Below are 20766 nucleotides of genomic sequence, written 5' to 3' on the forward strand. Positions count from 1 at the left end.
AAACCTTAAAAATCAAAATGACTGATCTCAACTGTATTTTATCGCTTAAATTCTTCTTAATGGTTTAATTTTTTAATAAACTCAAACAGCTTTCTATTGTAAATTTCAGTTATTATATAAAGCTATATATTTTTCGGCAGATTTCTCCCATGCAAAATCAAAATTCATGTTGGCATGAACAAGATCTTCCATCGCGCCTTTCTGATTATAAATTGCAAGTGCCCTGTTCATGGCATGAACGATGTCATCTACACCAGGATAGGTAAAATTCAGCCCGGCTCCTCCTGTTGAGATATCTTCCACTGTATCCCTGAGCCCTCCGGTATATCTTACCACAGGAACCGTTCCATATCTCATGGAATACATCTGATTCAGTCCGCAAGGTTCCACCCGTGACGGCATCAGCAGAAAATCTGCCGAAGCATAGATCTTATGGGAAAGGTATTCTTTATACCCGAGATCCAGAGCAAAATTAGTATAGGTATATGCGTATTCCTTAAGTTTATTTTCGATATAGGAGTTTCCTGACCCCAGGATCATAATATTCAGTGCTCCATAGCTCTGTTTAATACTTTTCCAGACTACATCGGGAAGGAAATCTGCACCTTTTTCGGTGGCAAATCTTCCTATAAAGGCAAAAAGAGGCAGTTCAGGCTTCAGGCCGTATTCTTTGCAAAGTTTTTCTTTATTTTTCTTTTTCTGTGCCAGGGCATTTTTTATATTAAAATTAAAATCCAGCATCGGGTCGGTTTCGGGATTCCATACTTCCGTATCAATTCCGTTGATAATTCCGTATGCTTTTCCGAATTCCTGACGTACCAGGCTTTCCAGACCGCGGAAGCTGATAAAAAGTTCTTCCAGATACCCTTCTGAAACGGTTGTAAAAGCATTGGAACATTTAATCATGCTTGCCAGAGGGTTGATATAGCCATTCCAGTCCATGAAGCCCCATTTATAGGAATCGAAAGACGGCATATAATTGGCCATATTCCAGCTCATCATTCCCTGGTATTCTCCGTTATGGATGGTTCCTATTGTTTTTACGCCTTTTAAAAATTCAAATTCAGGGCAATGTTCAATCATAAAAGGGACCAGCCCGGTATGATAGTCGTGACAGTGCAGTACATCGGGACGGATTTCCATTGCACTCAACCAGTGAAGCACTCCATGCTGAAATGCGAGAAACTGGAAACTTTCATCCTGATATCCATAGGGATTTTCCCTGTCTAAAAGCCCGGGAATTTTAACCATATAAAGCTCAAATCCCAAAACATCCGTTTTCTCCTTCAACACCTGAACCTGAAGCATATTTGGTCCCTGATGGATAAAGCCGTCAAAAACGATATCAAATTCATGGTCATGGACAAAAGGTTTATTGTACCACGGCATTACTACCTTGGCATCTATCCCTTTTATTTTATTCTGATATTTAGGCAGCGCTCCCACAACGTCTGCAAGACCTCCTACTTTTGCTACCGGATAACATTCTGTACTAAGGTGATAAATTGTCATTTTTATTATTAAAATTTAATTATTAAAAAAACTTCTCTTAAAGAGTTGTTTTTATATTGGATTGTAATTCAAACAGATACCGCATTTCATCTTCAAAAAAATAATTTTTGATCATGATAGTAAAATCTTCTGATTGAAAGGTTATTAATCCATATTTTTCAAGGTGATCAATATCAAAAGTAGATGATTCATCGAATGCAAAAGTTTCCACCTTCCATGATAAGAAACCTTCTTCTGAAGCATTTTCATTATCTACCCATTCTGTATTTTGCAATTGTTCATTTGGGTAAAATCTGAAACGAAAAGAATCCTGAATTATCAGTTTTTTAATAAGACTGCGTGTGTCATCTTCTCTTAACATGCAAATCATTTCACGCACCTTGTCATCTGAAAAAGCGAGTTTATGCTTTTCCACTTTATACTCATAAAAATACAAATCATCATTTAATTTTGCATCTGATAAAGGTGGATAAATTTCTGCCCTGGAAAAATCCCGCAATGTCTCTTCATCGAAATCGGTTCTTATAATATACTTCCTAAGATCTTTATACTCTTTTCCTAAAACATCTAAAACCTGAATCATTTTTTATGCTGTTTTATTCTCTGCAATTTATATTTTTTATCTTTTCTCTGTCTTAAAATAATTCCTGCCAACGGAGGAAGCTTGACAGTGATAGACTTTGGATACCTTCTCCATTCTTCGTGCTTTTCATTTAAAATATCAGCATCTGTACCACTTCCGCTATATTTCTGATCGTCTGAATTAAAAATAACCTCCCAATGGGTTCCTGTATTCACGCCAATAGTATATTCCAGAACCTGTGGAGTCAGATTGAGAACCACCATTAGAACATCATCTCTTCTTTTGCCTTTTCTAAGGTAAACGTATACGGAATTTTCCAAATCATCTGCTTCCACCCATTCAAATCCATTCTTATTAAACTGATTTTCATAAAAAGCAGGTTCGTTTCTATATAAATGGTTAAGATCTTTTACCAGTGTCTGCATTCCCTTGTGAACCGGGTACTGCAGCAGATGCCAGTCGAGACTGCGGGTAAAATTCCATTCACCGGTCTGTGCAAATTCATCACCCATAAAAAGAAGTTTGGCTCCCGGATGAGTATACATATAAACATATAATGCTCTTAGATTGGCAAACTTCTGCCATTCATCACCCGGCATTTTATAAATCAGGCTTGCTTTTCCGTGTACTACTTCATCATGTGACAGCGGCATCATATAATTTTCATTATACATATATACGGATGCGAAAGTAATTTTATGGTGGTGATATTTCCTGTTTATCGGATCTTCTTTAAAATAATCCAGCGTATCATGCATCCATCCCATCATCCATTTCATTCCAAAACCTACTCCCCCATCATGGACAGGTTTTGTAAGCATAGGGAAATCCGAGCTCTCCTCAGCTATCGTCATAATGCTGTCACCAAATTCTTTGTAAACCGCTGTATTGAACTCCTGCAGGAAAGCTTTGGCTTCAAGGTTTACATTTCCGCCTTCTATATTAGGTTCCCATTCGCCTTCATTCCTGGAATAGTCAAGATGCAGCATTGATGTAACCGCATCTACACGAAGCCCGTCTGCATGATAACGCTCCAGCCAGAACATGGCATTGGAAATCAGAAAAGACTTTACTTCATTTCTGCCATAATTGAAAATATAGGATTTCCAATCGGGATGAAAGCCTTTCCGCGGATCTTCGTGCTCATATAAATAAGAACCATCAAAACGGTGAAGCCCGTTGGCATCTCCCGGAAAATGGGATGGCACCCAATCCAGAATAACCCCGATATTGTGTTTATGCAGTTCATCAATCAGGAACATAAGATCCTGAGGTGACCCGAAACGTGACGTGGCCGCATAAAATCCTGTAATCTGGTACCCCCAGCTCGGATCGTACGGATATTCCATCACCGGCATAAATTCTACATGGGTAAAACCCATTTCCTTTACATAAGGAACCAGCTTCTCTGCAATATCACGGTAATTCAAGTATTTATCCGGAGCATTGCCTTCCCTTACCCAGGAACCTAAATGAAGTTCGTAAACGGATATCGGAGCATCCAGGGTATTTTTTTTCCAGCGGTTCTCCATCCATTCCTTATCGCTCCATTCGTACCAGGTAGTGGAAACCAATGAAGCGGCCTGCAGATTTTGTTCCCAGCTTAAGGCATAAGGATCACTTTTCTCCAGAATTTCTCCTCTGGCAGTTTCCACTGCATATTTATATAATGTACCCCAGGTAAGCCCGGTAATAAATCCTTCCCAGATACCGGAACCGTCCCATCTCGGAAACAGAATATGATCTTTATGATTCCAGTTGTTAAAATTTCCAATCACGGAAACTTTTTTTGCATTGGGAGCCCACACTGAAAAGTAGACACCTTTTACCCCATCTTTTTCAGCAGAATGTGCTCCAAATTTCCCATACAGCTTATAATGCCTGCCTTCTTTAAAAAGGTAAACATCATGATCATTAAACAGTGTATAGGTTTTAACAGAATTCATCAAGATATCGTTGTACTTTATTTTTTTTGAAACTACGAAAATTCTATGCAATAACCATTAATTATTATTCAAATAATTATTATGTTAATTACTTCCATTTTCCACACGTTTATCAAATATATTATTTTTTATATTCATTTTTTTATGATTTTAAAACAATCTTTTTTATAAATTTAGCTTCCAATTTATATTTAAATTATATTTAAACACACATGATGAGGTTTGAACTTTATACTGAAGAAAGCGACGACAGGACGGTGTACATCACCGGAAATTTTAACAACTGGAACCCAAAGGATTACAATTACCAGCTTAAACAGCTGAATCCGAACAATTATTTCATAGAGATTGATGACAAGATTCTTCCTGACATTGTGGAATACAAATTCACAAAAGGAGGCTGGGAAAATGTGGAGCTCGATAAGTACGGGAATATCACTCCGAACAGGAAAGCTGAAAAAGCTAAAGGAAAAACATCTGATAGCGTAGAGAAATGGAGGCTTAACTGGGGACCCTTTAAAAAGGAATTTTTTCCACTTGCAGAAGTGATTTCGGATGAATTCTATATTCCTCAGCTTGACCGCTACCGGAAAGTTTGGGCTGTGCTGCCCTATGATTATTATGTATCCGAGAAAAGCTATCCTGTGCTCTACCTGCAGGATGCCCAAAATCTTTTCAATGAAGGAAGCGGGTACGGAAACTGGGAAATTGATAAAAAACTGTCTATCCTTGCCGAATACGGCCGCGGTGATGTGATTATCATAGCTATAGAACACGGCAGTGAAGAACGTATCAAGGAATACATCTTTGATAATGATAATGTGGCGAACGGTTCGGAGGGAAAAAAATACATCCGCTTCATTACAGATACTTTGAAACCCTTTGTAGATGAGCATTACCGTACCAAAAAAGACCGTGACAATACAGGAATCGGCGGCAGCTCTCTGGGCGCACTGATTAGTATTTACAGCGGATTCCTTTATCCGGAGGTCTATTCCAAACTGCTGATTTTCTCCCCTTCACTTTGGGTGGAGCCTAACAATAACTTCCCGATGATGAACTTCAGGATTCCGTTTAAAACCAAAATATATCTGTACGGCGGTGGTCAGGAGGGTTCCAAAATGGTAAAAAGAATCCATGTTTTTGAAGAATATTTAAAACGCTGGGAAAAGAAGAATCTTTTTGACTTTGAATTCAGAACGAGCATTAACCCTGAAGGAACCCACAGTGAATTTTACTGGTCGCAGGAATTCCCAAGAGCTATTGAATGGCTGTTCTATAATAACACAGAAAACCCGGTAGAAGTAAAACCGCAACAACAAAGCGTTAAAAATTAAGTTTATGAAATTAATCAATAAAAAAAATAAAAAATATACCCAGATCTTTCAACTTTTCACTGAAGAAGAATGGACCAAATCCGGTAAAAATTACAATAAAAATGTTTCTTCTTTTTTCTCCGGAAAGAAATTTGAGGTTTTCATTCATACCGATGAAGAAAGTATCACTTACCTGATCGGTTTGGGAAAATCAACGCTGCAGAATTTCGAGGTTCAGCAGGTCGCCGTTAAATTTGCTCAGACCCAGAAAGAAAAAATTCAGGCCGCTCCCACTTTGCTTTTAGCAGATTTCCTGAAAGAAAAACAGTTTGAAGAATTTGTAAAAGGATTACTTTTGGGAACATACAGCTATCCTTTTGATAAGAAACATGCTTTCTGGAATCCTAAGTTCGAGATTCATTTTGAAAATTTAAGTCAGAAAAAACTGGATACAATCAGTTCTAAAGCCGAGGCGTTGGCTAACGGGCAAACAACCTGCCAGGAATGGCTGAATAAACCTGCCAATCTTAAAAAACCTGATACTTTAGGTCTGTTTCTGAAAAATCTGGCAAAAAAATACGAATTAAAATACACAGCATTCAACAGAAAAAAATGTGAAGAGCTTGGTTTGGGCGCTTATCTGTCGGTTAATCAGGGAAGTGCTTATGATGCTGCTTTTACCATTATAGAATATAAAACCACCGTTAAAAATGCCAAGACATTTGGCCTGGTAGGAAAATGTGTGCTCTTTGATACGGGAGGGATTTCACTGAAGAATCCGGACAATATGCATTATATGAAATCTGATATGGGCGGTGCCACAGCAGTTATCGGAGCTCTGATCTATGCTGCGGAAATGCAACTTCCAGTCAATATTATTGCTGTACTTCCTGTTACAGATAATGCAATTTCCGAAAAGGCTTTCCTTCCAAGTGATGTTATCACAGCCTACAACGGAAAAACAATTGAAGTCCTTAATACCGATGCTGAAGGCAGGATGATCCTTGCCGATGGACTTTCTTATCTGGCAAAAAATTACAAAACAGATTTCCTGATTGATCTTGCCACTCTTACCGGAAGTTCTGTAAGAATGTTTGGGGACACCTGTGGGGCCATGTTCTCCAATAATGATGAACTGAAAAATCTTCTGATAAAAACAGGAGATGTTACCAATCAGAGAGTTTGGAATCTTCCGTTATGGGATGTGTGGAAAGATGATATTCAATCTGATGTGGCGGATCTTAAAAATATCTCAATGAAACCTATCGGAGATTGTATTGTAGCCGCTAAATTTCTGGAACAGTTTATAGAAAACCATCCTAAATGGGCTCATCTTGATATTGCTGGTGTGGCATTTGGAAGTACAGGATATTCAAAAGAAAAGGCAGCAACCGGCTTCGGTGTACAATTATTGGCTGATTTAATTGAAAATTATCACTAAAAATTAGTTTTTTTCAAAATTTCTCTGTATACTTGATTATACATTTTCAAAAACGCAGTTTATTGAGGTTTTTAACGTTAATTAATCAATAAAAAATTGCTTTTATTTTTGATAATTTACTAAAAACTAAAAAACATTATATGGAGGAGAAAACTATAGTATGTATTTCGTGCTATTACAAAGGCTATGATTTCATGGATGAAATGAAGAAGCTTGGTAATAAAATCATCTTGGTAACATCAGAGAGCCTTAAAGAAAAAGACTGGCCATGGCATGCTATTGATGAGGTATTTTATATGGCTGAAGTAAAGCCGTCTGTCTGGAACCTGGAACATCTGATCCAGGGCTTTTCACACCTGATGAAAACCAGAAAAGTAGATGCCGTAGTGGCACTCGATGATTATGACGTAGAAAAAGCAGCGCTAATCAGGGAAACATTCCGTATTCCCGGGATGGGACAGACCACGCACCGTTATTTCAGAGACAAGCTGGCCATGCGCCAGAAAGCGAAAGATTCAGGAATCAGTGTTCCGGAATTCACCGCTGTTTTTAATAACGATGAGGTTAACAGCTTTGTAGAGGCAGTTCCGGCTCCCTGGGTATTAAAACCGCGTTCAGAAGCATCTGCATCAGGAATTAAAAAGTTTTCTTCAAAAGATGAACTTTGGAATGAACTGAACGCGCTTGGTGAAGAACGTCACCTCTTCCTGCTGGAAAGCTTTAAGCCGGGAGATGTATATCATGTGGACAGTCTGACGTTTAACAAAGAGATCGTATTTACATCTGCCTCTAAATATCTTGCTCCACCTATGCAGGTTTCTCATGAAGGCGGTGTATTCAGATCAAAAACTCTCGGAAGATATTCTGAAGAGTTCAAAGCCCTTGAAGAAGTAAATGCAAAAGTTCTTTCCAGTTTCGGATTGATAAACGGAGCTACCCATACTGAATTTATCCGTGGAAAAGCTGACGGAAAATGGTATTTCCTTGAAACATCTTCCAGAGTTGGCGGTGCGCATATTCCGGATCTTGTTGAAGCTTCCAGTAATATCAATATCTGGCGGGAATGGGCAAAAATTGAAGATGCCCTTCTTCGTGGAAAAGATTATCAGGCTTCCAAACCTACAGGCTATTATTCAGGGCTGATTGTTGCTTTAATCAAAGATAAAGATCCCGATTACAGTGTCTTTAACAGTGAAGAAGTCGTAAAATTTCTTCCTATTGATCACCATGTAGGAATTGTTTACAAATCCAGCGATCCGGAAACTATACAGCAAAGGTTAGACAGCGCCGCGGAAAAGATTCAGGCGGAAATGCTGAATATCCTGCCTCCCAAAAGCAAACTGACAAGTTAAAACGCAAAATATAACAAAAGAAATTTATCAATGCCGCATATTGAACACACAGATTATTATTCAAACATATTAGGAACAAGTCTTAAAGTAGAAGTTACCGGACATTACGGATACCCCATCATTATGTTTCCAACTTCACAGGGACAATACACTCAAAATCATGATTTCCATCTTAACGGAAGCATCAACTGGTTTATTGAGCAGGGAAAAGTAAAGCTTTATAATATCCAGACCATTGACGGCTGGAGCTTTTATGATGAAAAGATTTCTCCGCAACAAAGAATAAAAAATTATGAAATGTATGTACAATTTCTGATCCAGGAATTTGTCCCGTACATTCAGAAGATTCATAAAACGCACCGTGTAGCAGTTGCCGGGGCAAGCTTCGGAGGTTATCATGCCGCTAATTTTGCCTTCCGGTTTCCGGATGTAGTTTCACATCTGTTCTGTCTTTCAGGGGCATTCAGCATCAGAAACTTTATGGACGGATATTCGGATGAGCTTGTTTATTTTAACTGTCCCAGGGAATTTGTAAAAAATGATGAAGCCTGGAAATACAAGCACATGCATATTGTACTGAGTACTTCCGATCAGGACATCTGTAAAGATAAAAACCTGGAAATGGCAGAAATATTAAGTTCAAAAGGTATAGACTTCTGGTATGATGAAAGAAAATGGATCAATCACGACTGGCCTTTATGGAGAATGGTATTTCCAACATTTATAGGAGCATTTTTTTCCTGAAAAAACAATACATTTAAGAAAATAAAATAATAACACACCAATTTAAAAACAGAAATTATGGCAAAAAAAGTGGGAATTCTATTCGGTATGGAAGATACATTTCCTTGGGCGTTTATCGATAAAGTGAATGAACTGGGAGGCGGAGAGATCGTTGCTGAAGCAGTTAATATCGACAAACTGGAACAGGGAGCAGATTACGGCTATGCAGTAATTATCGACAGAATTTCGCAGGATGTTCCTTTCTACAGAGCGTATTTAAAAAATGCAGCACTTAACGGAACTTATGTAATCAATAACCCATTCTGGTGGAGTGCTGATGAAAAATTCTTTAACAATGCACTGATGACAAAACTGGGAATTCCACTTCCTAAAACAGTGCTTCTTCCTTCGCACGAAAGACCTACAGATACAACGGAAACATCATTCAGAAACCTGAAATTCCCTCACGACTGGGAGTATATTTTCAATTATGTAGGATTTCCTGCTTATATGAAACCTCATGACGGAGGCGGATGGAAAAGTGTGTACAGAGTGGAGAGCCCGGAAGATCTATGGGATAAACTAAGCGAAACAGAACAGCTTGTAATGATGGTACAGGAAGAAATTGTATTTGATGACTATTACAGAGTTTATTGCCTGGGTAAGAAATATGTTCATATTATGCCTTACGAACCCCGTAATCCACATCACCTGAGATATGCTACCACGCACCAGACTCAGGGTGAAGATCTTGAAAAATTATTAAAAACAATCCACGACTATACCATTAAAATGAATGAAGCTCTCGGCTATGATTTCAACACTGTTGAATTTGCCATCAGAGACGGAATTCCATATGCTATAGATTTCTGTAACCCGGCTCCGGATGCTGACAGAAATTCCGTAGGCGAAGAAAACTTTGCATGGATTGTAGAGCACGCAGCCAAACTTGCCATTGAAAAGGCAAAAGAATATGTTCCCGGAAAACCTAATATCTCCTGGGGTACTTTTGTAAAAGACTCTGTAAAATAATCATTAAAAAATAAAAAAACACGAAAAGAAAATGCATCAGTTTACTATAGGAATCGAGGAAGAATATCAGATCATTGATGTTGAGAGCAGAGACTTAATATCTCATGTTTCCAAAATAATTGAAGGCGGAAAAGCAGTTTTAAGTGAAAATTTAAAACACGAAATGCACGAATCCATGATTGAAATGGAAACCGGCATCTGCCAGAATATCAAGGAGGCCAGAACAGAACTGACCAACCTGAGAAGACATCTGATCAACACAGCACATGAGCAGGGGCTTAGAGTTTCCGGAGGCGGAACCCACCCTTTTTCAAACTGGGAACATAACACCATTACCAACGGTGAACGGTACAACAAAATTGTAGATGATATGGGAGATGTTGCCCGTGGAAATTTAATTTTCGGGCTCCATGTTCATATCGGAATTCCAAACCGTGAAGAAGGCGTAAGAATCCAGAATGTGATGCGTTATTTCCTTCCACACGTCTATGCACTTTCTACAAACTCTCCTTTCTGGATAGGAAGAAGTACAGGCTTTAAATCTTACAGACAGGAAATTTTTGTAAAGTTCCCAAGAACAGGGATTCCAAGCTATTTTAATTCTCTTGCTGAATTCGACAGCTATGTGGATCTTCTTGTAAAAACAGGGACTATCGACAATGCCAAGAAAATCTGGTGGGACTTAAGAGTACATCCATTCTACCCTACCATTGAATTCCGAATTTGCGACATGCCATTGAGAATAGAAGAAACCGTCTGTCTGGCAGCCATTATGCAAAGTCTGGTAGCAAAAATCTATAAACTTCATCAGCAAAACTTAAGTTTCAGAAGCTACAGAAGATTATTGCTCAACGAAAACAAATGGAGAGCATCCAAAAGTGGTATTGACGCTCACCTGATTGATTTTGGAAAAGAAGAATCCGTTCCTTATCCTCATCTTTTGAAAGAGCTTCTGGAATTCATTGATGATGTGGTAGATGAACTGGACTGCAGAAAAGAAGTTGAGTATGCCTGGACCATTCTGGAAAACGGAACAGGAGCCGACAGACAGCTTAAAGTGTTCAATGAGACCGGCGATCTTACCAAAGTGGTAGATTATATGATCTCTGAAACAGAGTTTGGCATAACACATGGCGAAACCGCTTCATAATATTTTTGGTAACTTTGCAAAAAATATGAAGTAGTATGAGAGATATTCGGATGGCATTGATAGACATGAACAATAATCATGTGAATCAAGGCTTTAGAAATATTAAAGAGATTTCAGAAGCATTCCAGCAGAATTCTGAAGAAAACGTGACCATCGAAACATTTGATGTAAGGTTTAAAAATGAAATGCCGGACATTAATGATTTTGACATCTTTATTTCTTCAGGAGGGCCGGGAAATCCACACAGAGAAGGCCTGGAATGGGAAGATAAGTATGCAAGCTTTTTGGATGCTGTTTTAGAGCATAATAAATATAGTGAAGATAAAAAATACCTCTTCCTGATCTGCCATTCATTTCAACTGGCAAGCATTCACTGGAAACTGGGTAATATCTGCAAAAGAAAATCCTATTCTTTTGGGGTAATGCCTGTTCACAAAACAGAGGAAGGCAAACAGGAATTTTTGTTCAAAAATCTTCAGGACCCTTTCTATGCTGTAGACTCCAGAGCTTATCAGTTCATTGAACCGGATATGGACCGCTTTGATGAATTGGGTATGAAAATCATGGCTATTGAGAAATTCAGGCCACATATTAATCTGGAAAGAGCCGTCATGGCTGTACGTTTCTCAGATGAAATATTCGGGACACAGTTCCATCCGGAAGCTGATCCTAAAGGCATGATTGAAAATCTGAAAGACGAAAAAAACAAAGCAGCAATGATCGAGAATTTCGGAATGGAAAAATATCTTGAAACAATGGACAGAATAGATGATGAAGACAAGATTATCCTTACCAGAAACCAGATCCTGCCAAGATTCCTTCAGTCTGCAAAAAAAAACATTTTGAAGGAAAGTGAAGTTTTAGCTTAAACTTTTTATAAGATGAAATAATATGCTTCGACTCCGCTCAGCATGACATTTCTAATAGGAATTGTCTTTTTAGCGTTGTCATGCTGAGCGGAGTCGAAGCATTATTAATAAATAAGACATTCTTTTAATCTTAAAGAAACTAAATCGGGCATAACAGCTCGATTTTTTAAAATCAAAACCACAGACAAAAAATATGATCCCAAAATACAGAAAACAATTCAACCAGGAGTTTTCACAGGAAAAATACGAACAGTTTAAAGAAATTCTTACCCAAAAAGGAGGTATTGCACCTGCATTCAGAATTTCAGAAAGCCCTCTTTTTCTCACTAATGAATTCAAAGACAAGCTTCTTGATGCCAGTGAAAGCATTATCGACCAGATTAAAGGACTTCCTGCTGAAGTACTTGATAAAGCCGTTCCGGACAACTGCAGGGTTCCCAATGATACACTTCAGCCTCACTTTTTTACCATTGATTTCGGGATCTGCCGAAGCGAAAACGGGCAAATTGAGCCACAACTGATAGAGCTGCAGGCTTTTCCTTCATTATATGCCTTTCAAAAGGTGTTTGAGGATACATTTTGTGAAGTTTACCCTTTCCTCTCTGAGATTAAAAATAAAATGCCTCATTCGGAATTCGAAAATCATTTAAAGAAACTGATCATTGGCGATGAAAATCCCGAAAATGTTATCCTGCTTGAAATTTTTCCTGAAAAACAGAAAACAGCAATTGATTTTGCATTAACTGAGCAATTACTAGGAATAAAAACAGTCTGCCTGACGAAAGTAAAAAAAGAAGGCAAAAAACTGTTCTACGAGAATGACGGAAAACCGGTGGAAATTAAAAGGATCTACAACCGTGTTATTTTTGATGAGTTGGACAGAATCCCTGATTTAAAAGCCGGATTTGATTTCCGTGAAGATATTGATGTAAAATGGATCACCCATCCTAACTGGTTCTTTAAAATATCAAAATTTCTTCTTCCGATCCTGAAACATCAGTTTGTTCCGAAAAGTTATTTCCTGCACGAGTTTCCCGAACATGAGCAGCTTGAAAATTTTGTATTGAAACCTCTGTTTTCTTTCGCTGGAAGCGGAGTGAACTTAAATCCTACAAAAGAAATCACAGAAGCCATCGAGGATAAAGAAAACTATATTTTACAGAGAAAAGTAACGTATGAGCCTGTTTTTGAAGATATCAACGGTGAATTTTCAAAAGCAGAAATCCGGTTGCTGTATGTTTGGCATGAAAATGACGAACGCCCTATTCTCCTGGAAAATCTGGGAAGAATGACAAAAGCCGCAATGGTAAATGTGGATTTCAACAAGAAAGACGCAATCTGGATTGGGAGTTCTAATGCTTTTTTCGGAGAAGAATAATTTAATTTAAAAACTATAATGGAAGAAAGTTCAGCTTTGAAGCAAATGGTAACTTACGAAGAAGAAGTTTATTACCCGCATGGATGAAAATATTATATTTCTATCTTTTGAAAATGCAGCAGATTAAAAAGAACTGGGAAAATATGTAATAGTAAAATCTCAGAAAAATCTGAGATTCTTATTTTAGAAATTAAAGTTTCGGCGGCATCTTCGATGCCGCCGAAACTTTGAATATTAAATTATTTAATTATTTTTTATCATCTTCGAGTAATTCTCTTGCCTGATATTCCTGTACAAGATCAATTGCATTGGAAATAACATCACTTAAAGCTGTAATGAAAGTACCTTCTTCAGCCATTCCCATCGCGTGCTTTAAAGCTTCAATTTCTTTCGGGATAATCTCATAGCTCACATCTCTTCCTGAAGACTGCATCCCTTCAATGATTAATCCGTTGATCTCTTCTTCTGTTCTTCCGCGGAGATGTTTTTCATTTCTGATGATGATATGATCAAACATTCTTCCTGCGATCTTTCCGCATTCCTTAATATCACTGTCACGTCTGTCGCCTACTCCTGAAATAATACCTATTTTCTTAGTAGATTCTACATTTTTAAGATAATCTTCGATTGCTTCATAGCCGGAAGGATTATGTGCAAAATCAATCAATACCTTAAAATTCTTGAATTTAAAAATATTCAGTCTTCCCGGTGTAAGCTGTGCACTTGGAATAAAGGTTCTTAAAGAATTGGAAATATCTTCAATCCCGAAGCCATAAAGATAACTTGCCAAACTCGCTGCCAGAACGTTTTCAATCATGAATCTGGCTTTCCCTTCCATTGTAATAGGGAAATCTTTGGCCTTTCCGATTCTGATCTTCCAGTCGCCTTTTTTAATGGTTACAAAACCTTCTTCGTAAATACAGGTAATTCTTCCTTCTTTGGCAAATTTTACAATATGCGGATTATTTTCATCCATACTGAAAATAGCGACTTTGCTGTCAAGATCATTAATGATCTTCATGGAATATTCGTTATCGGCATTCAGGACGCTCCAGCCATTTTTCTTTACACTGTCCAGAACAACTCTTTTTACTTTCGTAAGGTCTTTTAAATTGTGGATATCATTCAATCCCAAATGATCTTCCTCAATATTAGTCAGAACACCAATGTCGCATTGGGAATATCCTAAACCTGAACGCAGGATTCCACCTCTGGCTGTTTCCAGAACGGCAAATTCTACCGTAGGGTCTTTCAGGACGAATTCAGCAGAAAGAGGTCCCGTGGTATCTCCTTTTGAAAGCATTGTATTTTGGATATAAATACCGTCAGAAGTAGTAAATCCTACCCTGTAACCGTTACTTTTTACAATATGGGAGATCAGTCTCGTTGTGGTTGTTTTTCCATTGGTTCCCGTTACTGCAATAATTGGAATTGTAAACGGTTTTCCCGGAGGATAGAGCATATCTACTACCGGAGCTGCAACGTTTCTCGGAAGCCCTTCACTTGGGGCCAAATGCATTCTGAACCCGGGTGCAGCGTTTACTTCTATAATGGCAGCACCGCTTTCTTTAAGAGGCTGTGTTAAGTTTTCTGCCATGATATCAATTCCGCAGACATCCAGTCCTATAATTTTGGAAACTCTTTCCGCCATAGTGATATTTTCAGGATGTACCATATCGGTAACATCTATAGAGGTACCTCCTGTAGAAAGATTGGCGGTAGACTTCAAATAAACGACCTCCCCTTTTTGCGGAACGGTTTCAAGGGTATACTGAAGTTTTTCGAGGAGTTCCATAGTATCTTTATCCACTTCTATTTCAGTAAGGACATTTTCATGGCCATATCCTCTTCTCGGATCTTTATTTTCTTTATCTATCAGTTCCTGGATATTCAGCTCACCGTCCCCAACAACATGTGCAGGGACTCTTCTTGCAGCAGCGACCATCTTATTATCAATCACCAAAACCCTGAAATCATATCCTGTAATGTACTTTTCTACAATTACTTTTCTTGAATATTTCTGAGCATGTTCCAGGCCTATTTTTGCAGCTTCCCAATCGTTTACATTGATCGATGAGCCTTTTCCGTGATTTCCGTCCAGTGGTTTTAAAACAATTGGATACCCTATTTTTCTTATAACACTGTTCAAATCTTCTTCATCCACCACCAGATCTCCAACAGGAACCGGAATAGCGGCATCATGAAGCATTTTTTTAGTCAGTTCTTTATTACATGCAATATCTACTGCAATAGAGCTTGTTTTTCCGGTGATGGTAGCCTGAAAACGCTGTTGGTTAACTCCATAACCAAGCTGTACCAAAGAGTTTGTTCCTAATCTGATCCACGGAATTCTTCTGGAAACAGCTTCTTCCACAATACTTCCCGTAGAAGGGCCCAGACGAACACGCTCTCTAATTTCCTTTAATTTATGTATGCAGGCATTAATATCATATTCTTTATTGTCGATTAAAGCCTGGGCTATATTTACTGCCTGTTCAGCTGCATAAATCCCTGCGTTTTCTTCAATATAATTAAATACCACATTATATACTCCCGGTGATCTTGTTTCGCGGGTTCTTCCGAAGCCTACATCCATACCCGCCAACGTCTGTATTTCCAGTGCAATATGTTCAATAACGTGCCCCATCCACGTCCCGGTCTCTATTCTGTGGAAAAAACCTCCTTCTTCTCCTTCTGAACATCTGTGAGTGTACAGAGATGGGATCAGCTTTTCAATTCTTTCCCTGAAACCGTCAATTTTGTTTGTAGGATAATTTTCCATTTCTTCAAGGTCCAATCTCATCTGTATCAGCTTCTTTCTCCTAATACTCCAGATATTTGGGCCGCGTAACGCCTGTATCTTCTCAATTTTCATAGTCTGTTTGCATTTTTATCAGTTAACAATAACTCCTTTAAAAATCAAAGATAATGTAAAACCCTAAACCAAACTATACCACGTTTAAAGATTTCTCAAAAAAAAATTCAAATAAATCAACAATCCTAAAACATTAAAAATCATTAAAATGTGGCATGAATTTCGCCAAATGTTAATTATTTTTTAAATTTGCACACTATGATGAAACCTATTGGAAAATTAATTATTATCGGAGGAGCTGTAAACAAAGGAAGCTTTGCAGAAACCGATTTCGACCAGAATATTGAAAAAAACCTTAACTTTTTTGAAAGAGGAATCCTGAGAAAGATCATTAATGAATCAAAACTTAAGGAAAATTCGGTCATCGAAATTATAACTACAGCCTCTCAGATCCCACAAATTGTAGGCACAGAATACAAAAAAGCTTTTGAATTTCTTGGTGCTAAAAATGTAAATATCCTTGATATCCATAACCGTGAAGAAGCTAATTCGGATGCTATTGTTGCGAGAGCCAGTGCTGCAGATGTCGTGATGTTCACAGGTGGAGATCAGCTTAGGCTTACTTCTATTCTTGGAGGAACAAGATTTCATGATACCATTTTATTGAAGTATCAGGAACAGGATTTCATTTATTCAGGAACTTCCGCAGGTGCAGCCGCAGCTTCTGAGAATATGATCTACCAGGGAAGCAGCTCTGAATCTCTTTTAAAAGGTGAAATTAAAACAACACAAGGACTGGGGTTGATAGATAATGTGATTATTGATACGCATTTCGTACAGCGTGGCAGAATCGGACGTCTTTTCCAGGCTGTAGTCAATAATCCGAGAACACTGGGAATAGGTCTGGGTGAAGACACAGGTCTTTTTATCCATAATGATACCATGACGGCTGTAGGTTCCGGCCTTGTAATCCTGGTAGACGGAAGATTTATTAAAGATACCAACCTTACGAACATCAACTTAGGGGAACCTATTTCAATTGATAATCTTACGGTACACGTAATGTCTATGAATGATCATTACGATCTTGCCACAAAGAAGCTTACAATAGAGAATTCTCAGTTTAATCCGATACCGCAGGATAAATAGAAGTAAATAGTGAATGATGAATTTCACCAGCTATAATTTTATCCCTATCTTTAAAATTGACAATTGATTTTTCACAATTGCCCCATACAACCTTATGAAAATAATAATCCACGGTGGTTTTTTCTCTGAAAGCGATCAAAGCCACGAAGTGAAGACAGCGAAACAAAATTCTTTAAAACATATAGTACAAAAGGCTTTTGAATACCTTCAAACCCATTCAGCTTTTGATACGGCAGCTTATGCTGTTTCTCTTTTGGAAGATGATCCATTGTACAATGCAGGTATCGGTTCCCAAATACAAAGTGACGGTGTGATCCGCATGAGTGCAGCTATTATGGACGGAGAAACACAGAAATTAAGCGGTGTTATCAATCTGCAGGACGTAAAGAACCCGATTTTTGTGGCAAAAGAGCTTATAAAAGAGGATGACAGAGTTCTTGGCGGAAAAGGTGCCAAAACGTATGCATCCGAACACGGTTTCGAGAATTTTTCCACTGAAATTCCTCAGAGAAGAAGTGAATATGAAGCAAAACTTCATAACGGAGGTAAAGGAACTGTAGGCTGTGTAGCTCTTGATAAAGATGGAAAACTGGCCGTAGCTACATCTACTGGCGGAAAAGGCTTTGAAATCCCCGGAAGAATTTCAGATTCGGCAACAGTGGCAGGAAATTATGCCAATTCAGTTTGTGCCGTGAGCTGTACAGGCGTAGGAGAAGATATTGTAAGCAATGCCACAGCTGCAAAAATTGTAACGAGAACTACCGACGGAATGAGTCTTGAGCAGGCATTCAACAAGACATTTGAAGAGCTCAAGACCATAGATGGTTTTGCTGGAGCTATTGCCATTGACAGGGAAGGGAACGTTTATCATCAGGATTCTTATCCTACAATGGTCTTCGCCAGTTTTGATGGGAAAAATTTTCAGGTGTTTCAATAATTTTAACATTTTTTTATTATTTCATTTAATTTTTTGGCACGTATTTTACATATTTACCAGTAACAAGTTTTAATATAAAAATCATTAAAAAATAAAAATCATGGGAAATAAGACAAAAGGGCTATTAGCCTTACTAGGTATCGGTGCTTTGGCATTTTGGAAATATAAAAATTCTACTCCTGAAGAGCAACAGGCTGTAAAGGATAAAATTAATAATGCTAAGGACAATCTGAACAAATGGGGAAATGATCTTAAGAGCAAAGCTAATGATGTAGCATCTCAGGTTCAGAACAAAGTAGATGAGGCTAAAACAAAAGCTGAAGATTCTTTAAGCTAATAACAAATTAGTTTTTTTAACATTCATATATAGAAAGTCATCATAATCTCAGGGTTATGATGACTTTTTTATGTTATACTTTGGCTGAAATCTACTCTACTTTTTCTGCCCTTTCAAGGCATATACCAAAGGTAATTTATTTCCGAATTTTGAAATTCTCCATTTGCCTTTTTCAAATTCTTCTACATGGTTGAAGCATGGATATGGTGACCAGTCAAACTCCTGGAAGATCTCCAGTTCTATATCATGCTTTATCAGGTTTTGCAGAACTTCGGCCAAGGAATGGTTCCACATCACATATTCCTGAACGATATCTGCCGATTTATCAGCATAAGTCCCTTCATAAGTTTCTACAATTGGCTTTTCGTTAAAATAATTATAGGCTACTTTTGTAAAATCATCATCAAACATCCAGACTGCGGGATGGAATTCTGCCATTACCAGCTGCCCGCCCGGTTTCAGAAAATTATTGATTAATCCAGCCCATTTATCAAGATCAGGAAGCCAGCCTATAACGCCATAACTGGTATAAACAATGTCGAATTTTTGATCGAGAATATCCGGAAGACTATATACATCCGTACATATGAATTTTGTGTCTGTCCCACATTTTTGCGCAAGATCTTTTCCGGCTTCAATAGCTTTATCAGAGAGATCTACACCAGTAACCTGAGCTCCCATCCTTGACAGGGAAATAGAATCCTGTCCAAAATGACATTGCAGATGCAGGATGTTTTTACCTTTTATATCTCCCAGAAGCTCCAGCTCTATTGAATTGAGCGAACTTCTTCCTTTTAAGAATTCATCCACAAAATAGAAATCCGAATTAAGATGCGGGTCTACTTTAGCATTCCAGGAGTTTTTATTGATTGTTAAGTAATTTTCCATGGTATTTTTGTTTCCGGCAAAATTAATGAATGTTTTTAAATCCTGCTCCGGGGAGGTATAAAGATTAAGTATTTAATCCCTATTTCTTCAGAATTAACTTAGTTAGCAGGAATAACAATAGATATATACGGGCTGTAAAGCTTCCATCCGAGAGATTCATAAAGCATTTTTCCGTCTTCTGTTGCCACTAAAAAATTATTGCAAATATCATTTGACAAGGCAATTTTCTCAAGTTCCAGCATCAAAAAAACAGCAAGGCCTTTTCTCCGGTGTTTTTCTTCTGTGATTATCCTGTCATAAACAGCCAGATCATCTACCATAACAATACGGCCAGTAGAAGCCAATTCTCCATTTTCAGCAATAATTTTAACTACTGTGGTTGAATTATATTTTTCATATTCTAAATGATAATCTTCACACAAAGCCTGACCGCGGTTTTTCATTGGACCCAAACAATACATCATATAACCAGGCGGTTGTATTTCCCATCTTTCAGGCACTGAATTTTTTACCTCATCAGGGGAGGCACATACCTTAAGATAGATCCAGGGCTCATTGATGAGTTTTGAGAGATCAAGAAAATCATTATTCAACTCAGGAAAAACATACCTTACCTTCTGATTTTCTTCTCCTACTTCTACTCTAAAGCCGGATTTATATTGTGCAGGAAGAGGAAGCTTCCTTGACAGAGACCATGCTTTTAGCCATTTTTCTACAATACTATGAGATATTTTGCTTTCCATGGTTCTCTATTTATATTTATGAAGGCTCATCCAGCAATCTCCTTTTCTGTTCTGTAAATTCTTCTTCGGATAGAATTCCACTTTCTTTTAATCTTCCCAATTGTTCTAACTTATCTAAAACAGTAGGCTCTGATTTGATCTGAAAATTCTCTTTGGGCTGAGCCATAAAATCTCTTACTTTTTCACAGAATAATTCTGCATAATATTTTCCAACATTGTCGATCTCGAGAATATTATCTGAAATATGAATATCTATTGAAGCCAGCATCAGAGACTTTTCATATTGTATGGAACTTACTTTATCGTAAGAAAAATCTTCTACTTTTAATCCATACATGAATTCTTTGTCCACAAAAATCAATCTTCTTTCGGTGGCTACCAAAATGATATGATGATTGGTAAGTTTATTTCGTCCTTCAACCAGGTATACAATTCTTTCATTTTCAGAAAGCACTTCCGGTAATGCCCGGATTTCTTTTCTTGCAAAAATGGTAGGATTGATATCTAATGCTTCCAGTTCGTCTTTTATTTCGTCAAGTCTTGATTTTTCGCTCATTATTCGTTTTTATAAATGGTAGGTGTTACAAATTTAATT

Annotated in this window: 18 protein-coding genes; 11 read left to right on the top strand and 7 right to left on the bottom strand. The window is 37.8% G+C overall.

Annotated features, from left to right (window positions below; all coding sequences use genetic code 11):
- Positions 1-105: 105 nt before the first annotated feature.
- Genes HNP36_RS06470 through glgB form a run of 3 tightly spaced genes read right to left on the bottom strand, consistent with a single transcriptional unit; the run spans position 106 to position 4041 of the window.
- Entirely contained in the window at positions 106-1512 is a 1407-nt protein-coding gene (locus HNP36_RS06470; protein ID WP_184159242.1) for a glycogen synthase, read from the bottom strand.
- Between the two features lie 37 nt (positions 1513-1549).
- The gene (locus HNP36_RS06475; RefSeq protein WP_184159240.1) at positions 1550-2095 is read right to left on the bottom strand and encodes a hypothetical protein; all 546 of its coding nucleotides are present in this window, start codon (positions 2093-2095) and stop codon (positions 1550-1552) included.
- Positions 2092-4041: a 1,4-alpha-glucan branching protein GlgB gene (glgB, locus tag HNP36_RS06480; protein WP_184159238.1), complete on the bottom strand. Its 1950-nt coding sequence runs from the start codon at positions 4039-4041 to the stop codon at positions 2092-2094. The genes HNP36_RS06475 and glgB overlap by 4 nt, the downstream gene beginning before the upstream one ends.
- A gap of 215 nt (positions 4042-4256) precedes the next feature.
- Between glgB and HNP36_RS06485 the strand changes: the two genes are divergently transcribed.
- From HNP36_RS06485 to HNP36_RS06520, 8 genes are all read left to right on the top strand, one after another.
- Positions 4257-5378, top strand: coding sequence for an alpha/beta hydrolase-fold protein (locus HNP36_RS06485; RefSeq protein ID WP_184162221.1), 1122 nt, complete (start codon positions 4257-4259; stop codon positions 5376-5378).
- Between the two features lie 4 nt (positions 5379-5382).
- Complete coding sequence (locus tag HNP36_RS06490; RefSeq protein ID WP_184159236.1) at positions 5383-6798, top strand: leucyl aminopeptidase family protein; 1416 nt, start codon at positions 5383-5385, stop codon at positions 6796-6798.
- Between the two features lie 140 nt (positions 6799-6938).
- Positions 6939-8150: an acetyl-CoA carboxylase biotin carboxylase subunit family protein gene (locus HNP36_RS06495; protein ID WP_184159234.1), complete on the top strand. Its 1212-nt coding sequence runs from the start codon at positions 6939-6941 to the stop codon at positions 8148-8150.
- Positions 8151-8180: 30 nt separating this feature from the next.
- Entirely contained in the window at positions 8181-8894 is a 714-nt protein-coding gene (locus HNP36_RS06500) for an alpha/beta hydrolase-fold protein (protein ID WP_184159233.1), read from the top strand.
- A gap of 57 nt (positions 8895-8951) precedes the next feature.
- Entirely contained in the window at positions 8952-9905 is a 954-nt protein-coding gene (locus HNP36_RS06505; RefSeq protein ID WP_184159231.1) for a RimK family alpha-L-glutamate ligase, read from the top strand.
- 31 nt (positions 9906-9936) lie between these two features.
- Positions 9937-11055 carry a carboxylate-amine ligase gene (locus HNP36_RS06510; RefSeq protein WP_184159229.1) on the top strand — a complete coding sequence of 373 codons (1119 nt, stop codon included), beginning with the start codon at positions 9937-9939 and terminating at the stop codon, positions 11053-11055.
- 35 nt (positions 11056-11090) lie between these two features.
- The gene (locus HNP36_RS06515; protein WP_184159227.1) at positions 11091-11924 is read left to right on the top strand and encodes a type 1 glutamine amidotransferase; all 834 of its coding nucleotides are present in this window, start codon (positions 11091-11093) and stop codon (positions 11922-11924) included.
- 193 nt (positions 11925-12117) lie between these two features.
- Entirely contained in the window at positions 12118-13302 is a 1185-nt protein-coding gene (locus HNP36_RS06520) for a hypothetical protein (protein ID WP_184159225.1), read from the top strand.
- 247 nt (positions 13303-13549) lie between these two features.
- On the opposite strand, the gene cphA is transcribed toward HNP36_RS06520, so the two are convergent.
- A complete protein-coding gene (cphA, locus tag HNP36_RS06525; RefSeq protein WP_184159223.1) occupies positions 13550-16177 on the bottom strand; it encodes a cyanophycin synthetase in 2628 nt (875 codons plus the stop codon).
- A 198-nt stretch (positions 16178-16375) separates the two neighbouring features.
- Here cphA and HNP36_RS06530 point away from each other — a divergent pair, with 198 nt between their 5' ends.
- The 3 genes from HNP36_RS06530 (at position 16376) to HNP36_RS06540 (ending at position 18540) form a co-directional block, all read left to right on the top strand.
- Positions 16376-17266 (top strand): cyanophycinase, encoded by an 891-nt coding sequence (locus HNP36_RS06530; protein WP_410494154.1) that lies wholly within the window; start codon positions 16376-16378, stop codon positions 17264-17266.
- 94 nt (positions 17267-17360) lie between these two features.
- Complete coding sequence (locus HNP36_RS06535) at positions 17361-18203, top strand: isoaspartyl peptidase/L-asparaginase (protein ID WP_184159221.1); 843 nt, start codon at positions 17361-17363, stop codon at positions 18201-18203.
- 100 nt (positions 18204-18303) lie between these two features.
- Entirely contained in the window at positions 18304-18540 is a 237-nt protein-coding gene (locus HNP36_RS06540; RefSeq protein ID WP_184159219.1) for a YtxH domain-containing protein, read from the top strand.
- Positions 18541-18636: 96 nt separating this feature from the next.
- Here HNP36_RS06540 and HNP36_RS06545 read toward each other — a convergent pair whose 3' ends face one another.
- From HNP36_RS06545 to HNP36_RS06555, 3 genes are all read right to left on the bottom strand, one after another.
- Positions 18637-19428, bottom strand: a complete 792-nt coding sequence (locus HNP36_RS06545) for a class I SAM-dependent methyltransferase (RefSeq protein WP_184159217.1) — start codon at positions 19426-19428, stop codon at positions 18637-18639.
- A gap of 98 nt (positions 19429-19526) precedes the next feature.
- Positions 19527-20171 (bottom strand): GNAT family N-acetyltransferase, encoded by a 645-nt coding sequence (locus HNP36_RS06550; protein ID WP_184159215.1) that lies wholly within the window; start codon positions 20169-20171, stop codon positions 19527-19529.
- A 16-nt stretch (positions 20172-20187) separates the two neighbouring features.
- A complete protein-coding gene (locus HNP36_RS06555) occupies positions 20188-20727 on the bottom strand; it encodes a PH domain-containing protein (RefSeq protein ID WP_184162214.1) in 540 nt (179 codons plus the stop codon).
- Positions 20728-20766 lie beyond the last annotated feature (39 nt).

Source organism: Chryseobacterium shigense (assembly GCF_014207845.1).
In the GTDB taxonomy this organism is placed as follows: domain Bacteria; phylum Bacteroidota; class Bacteroidia; order Flavobacteriales; family Weeksellaceae; genus Chryseobacterium; species Chryseobacterium shigense_A.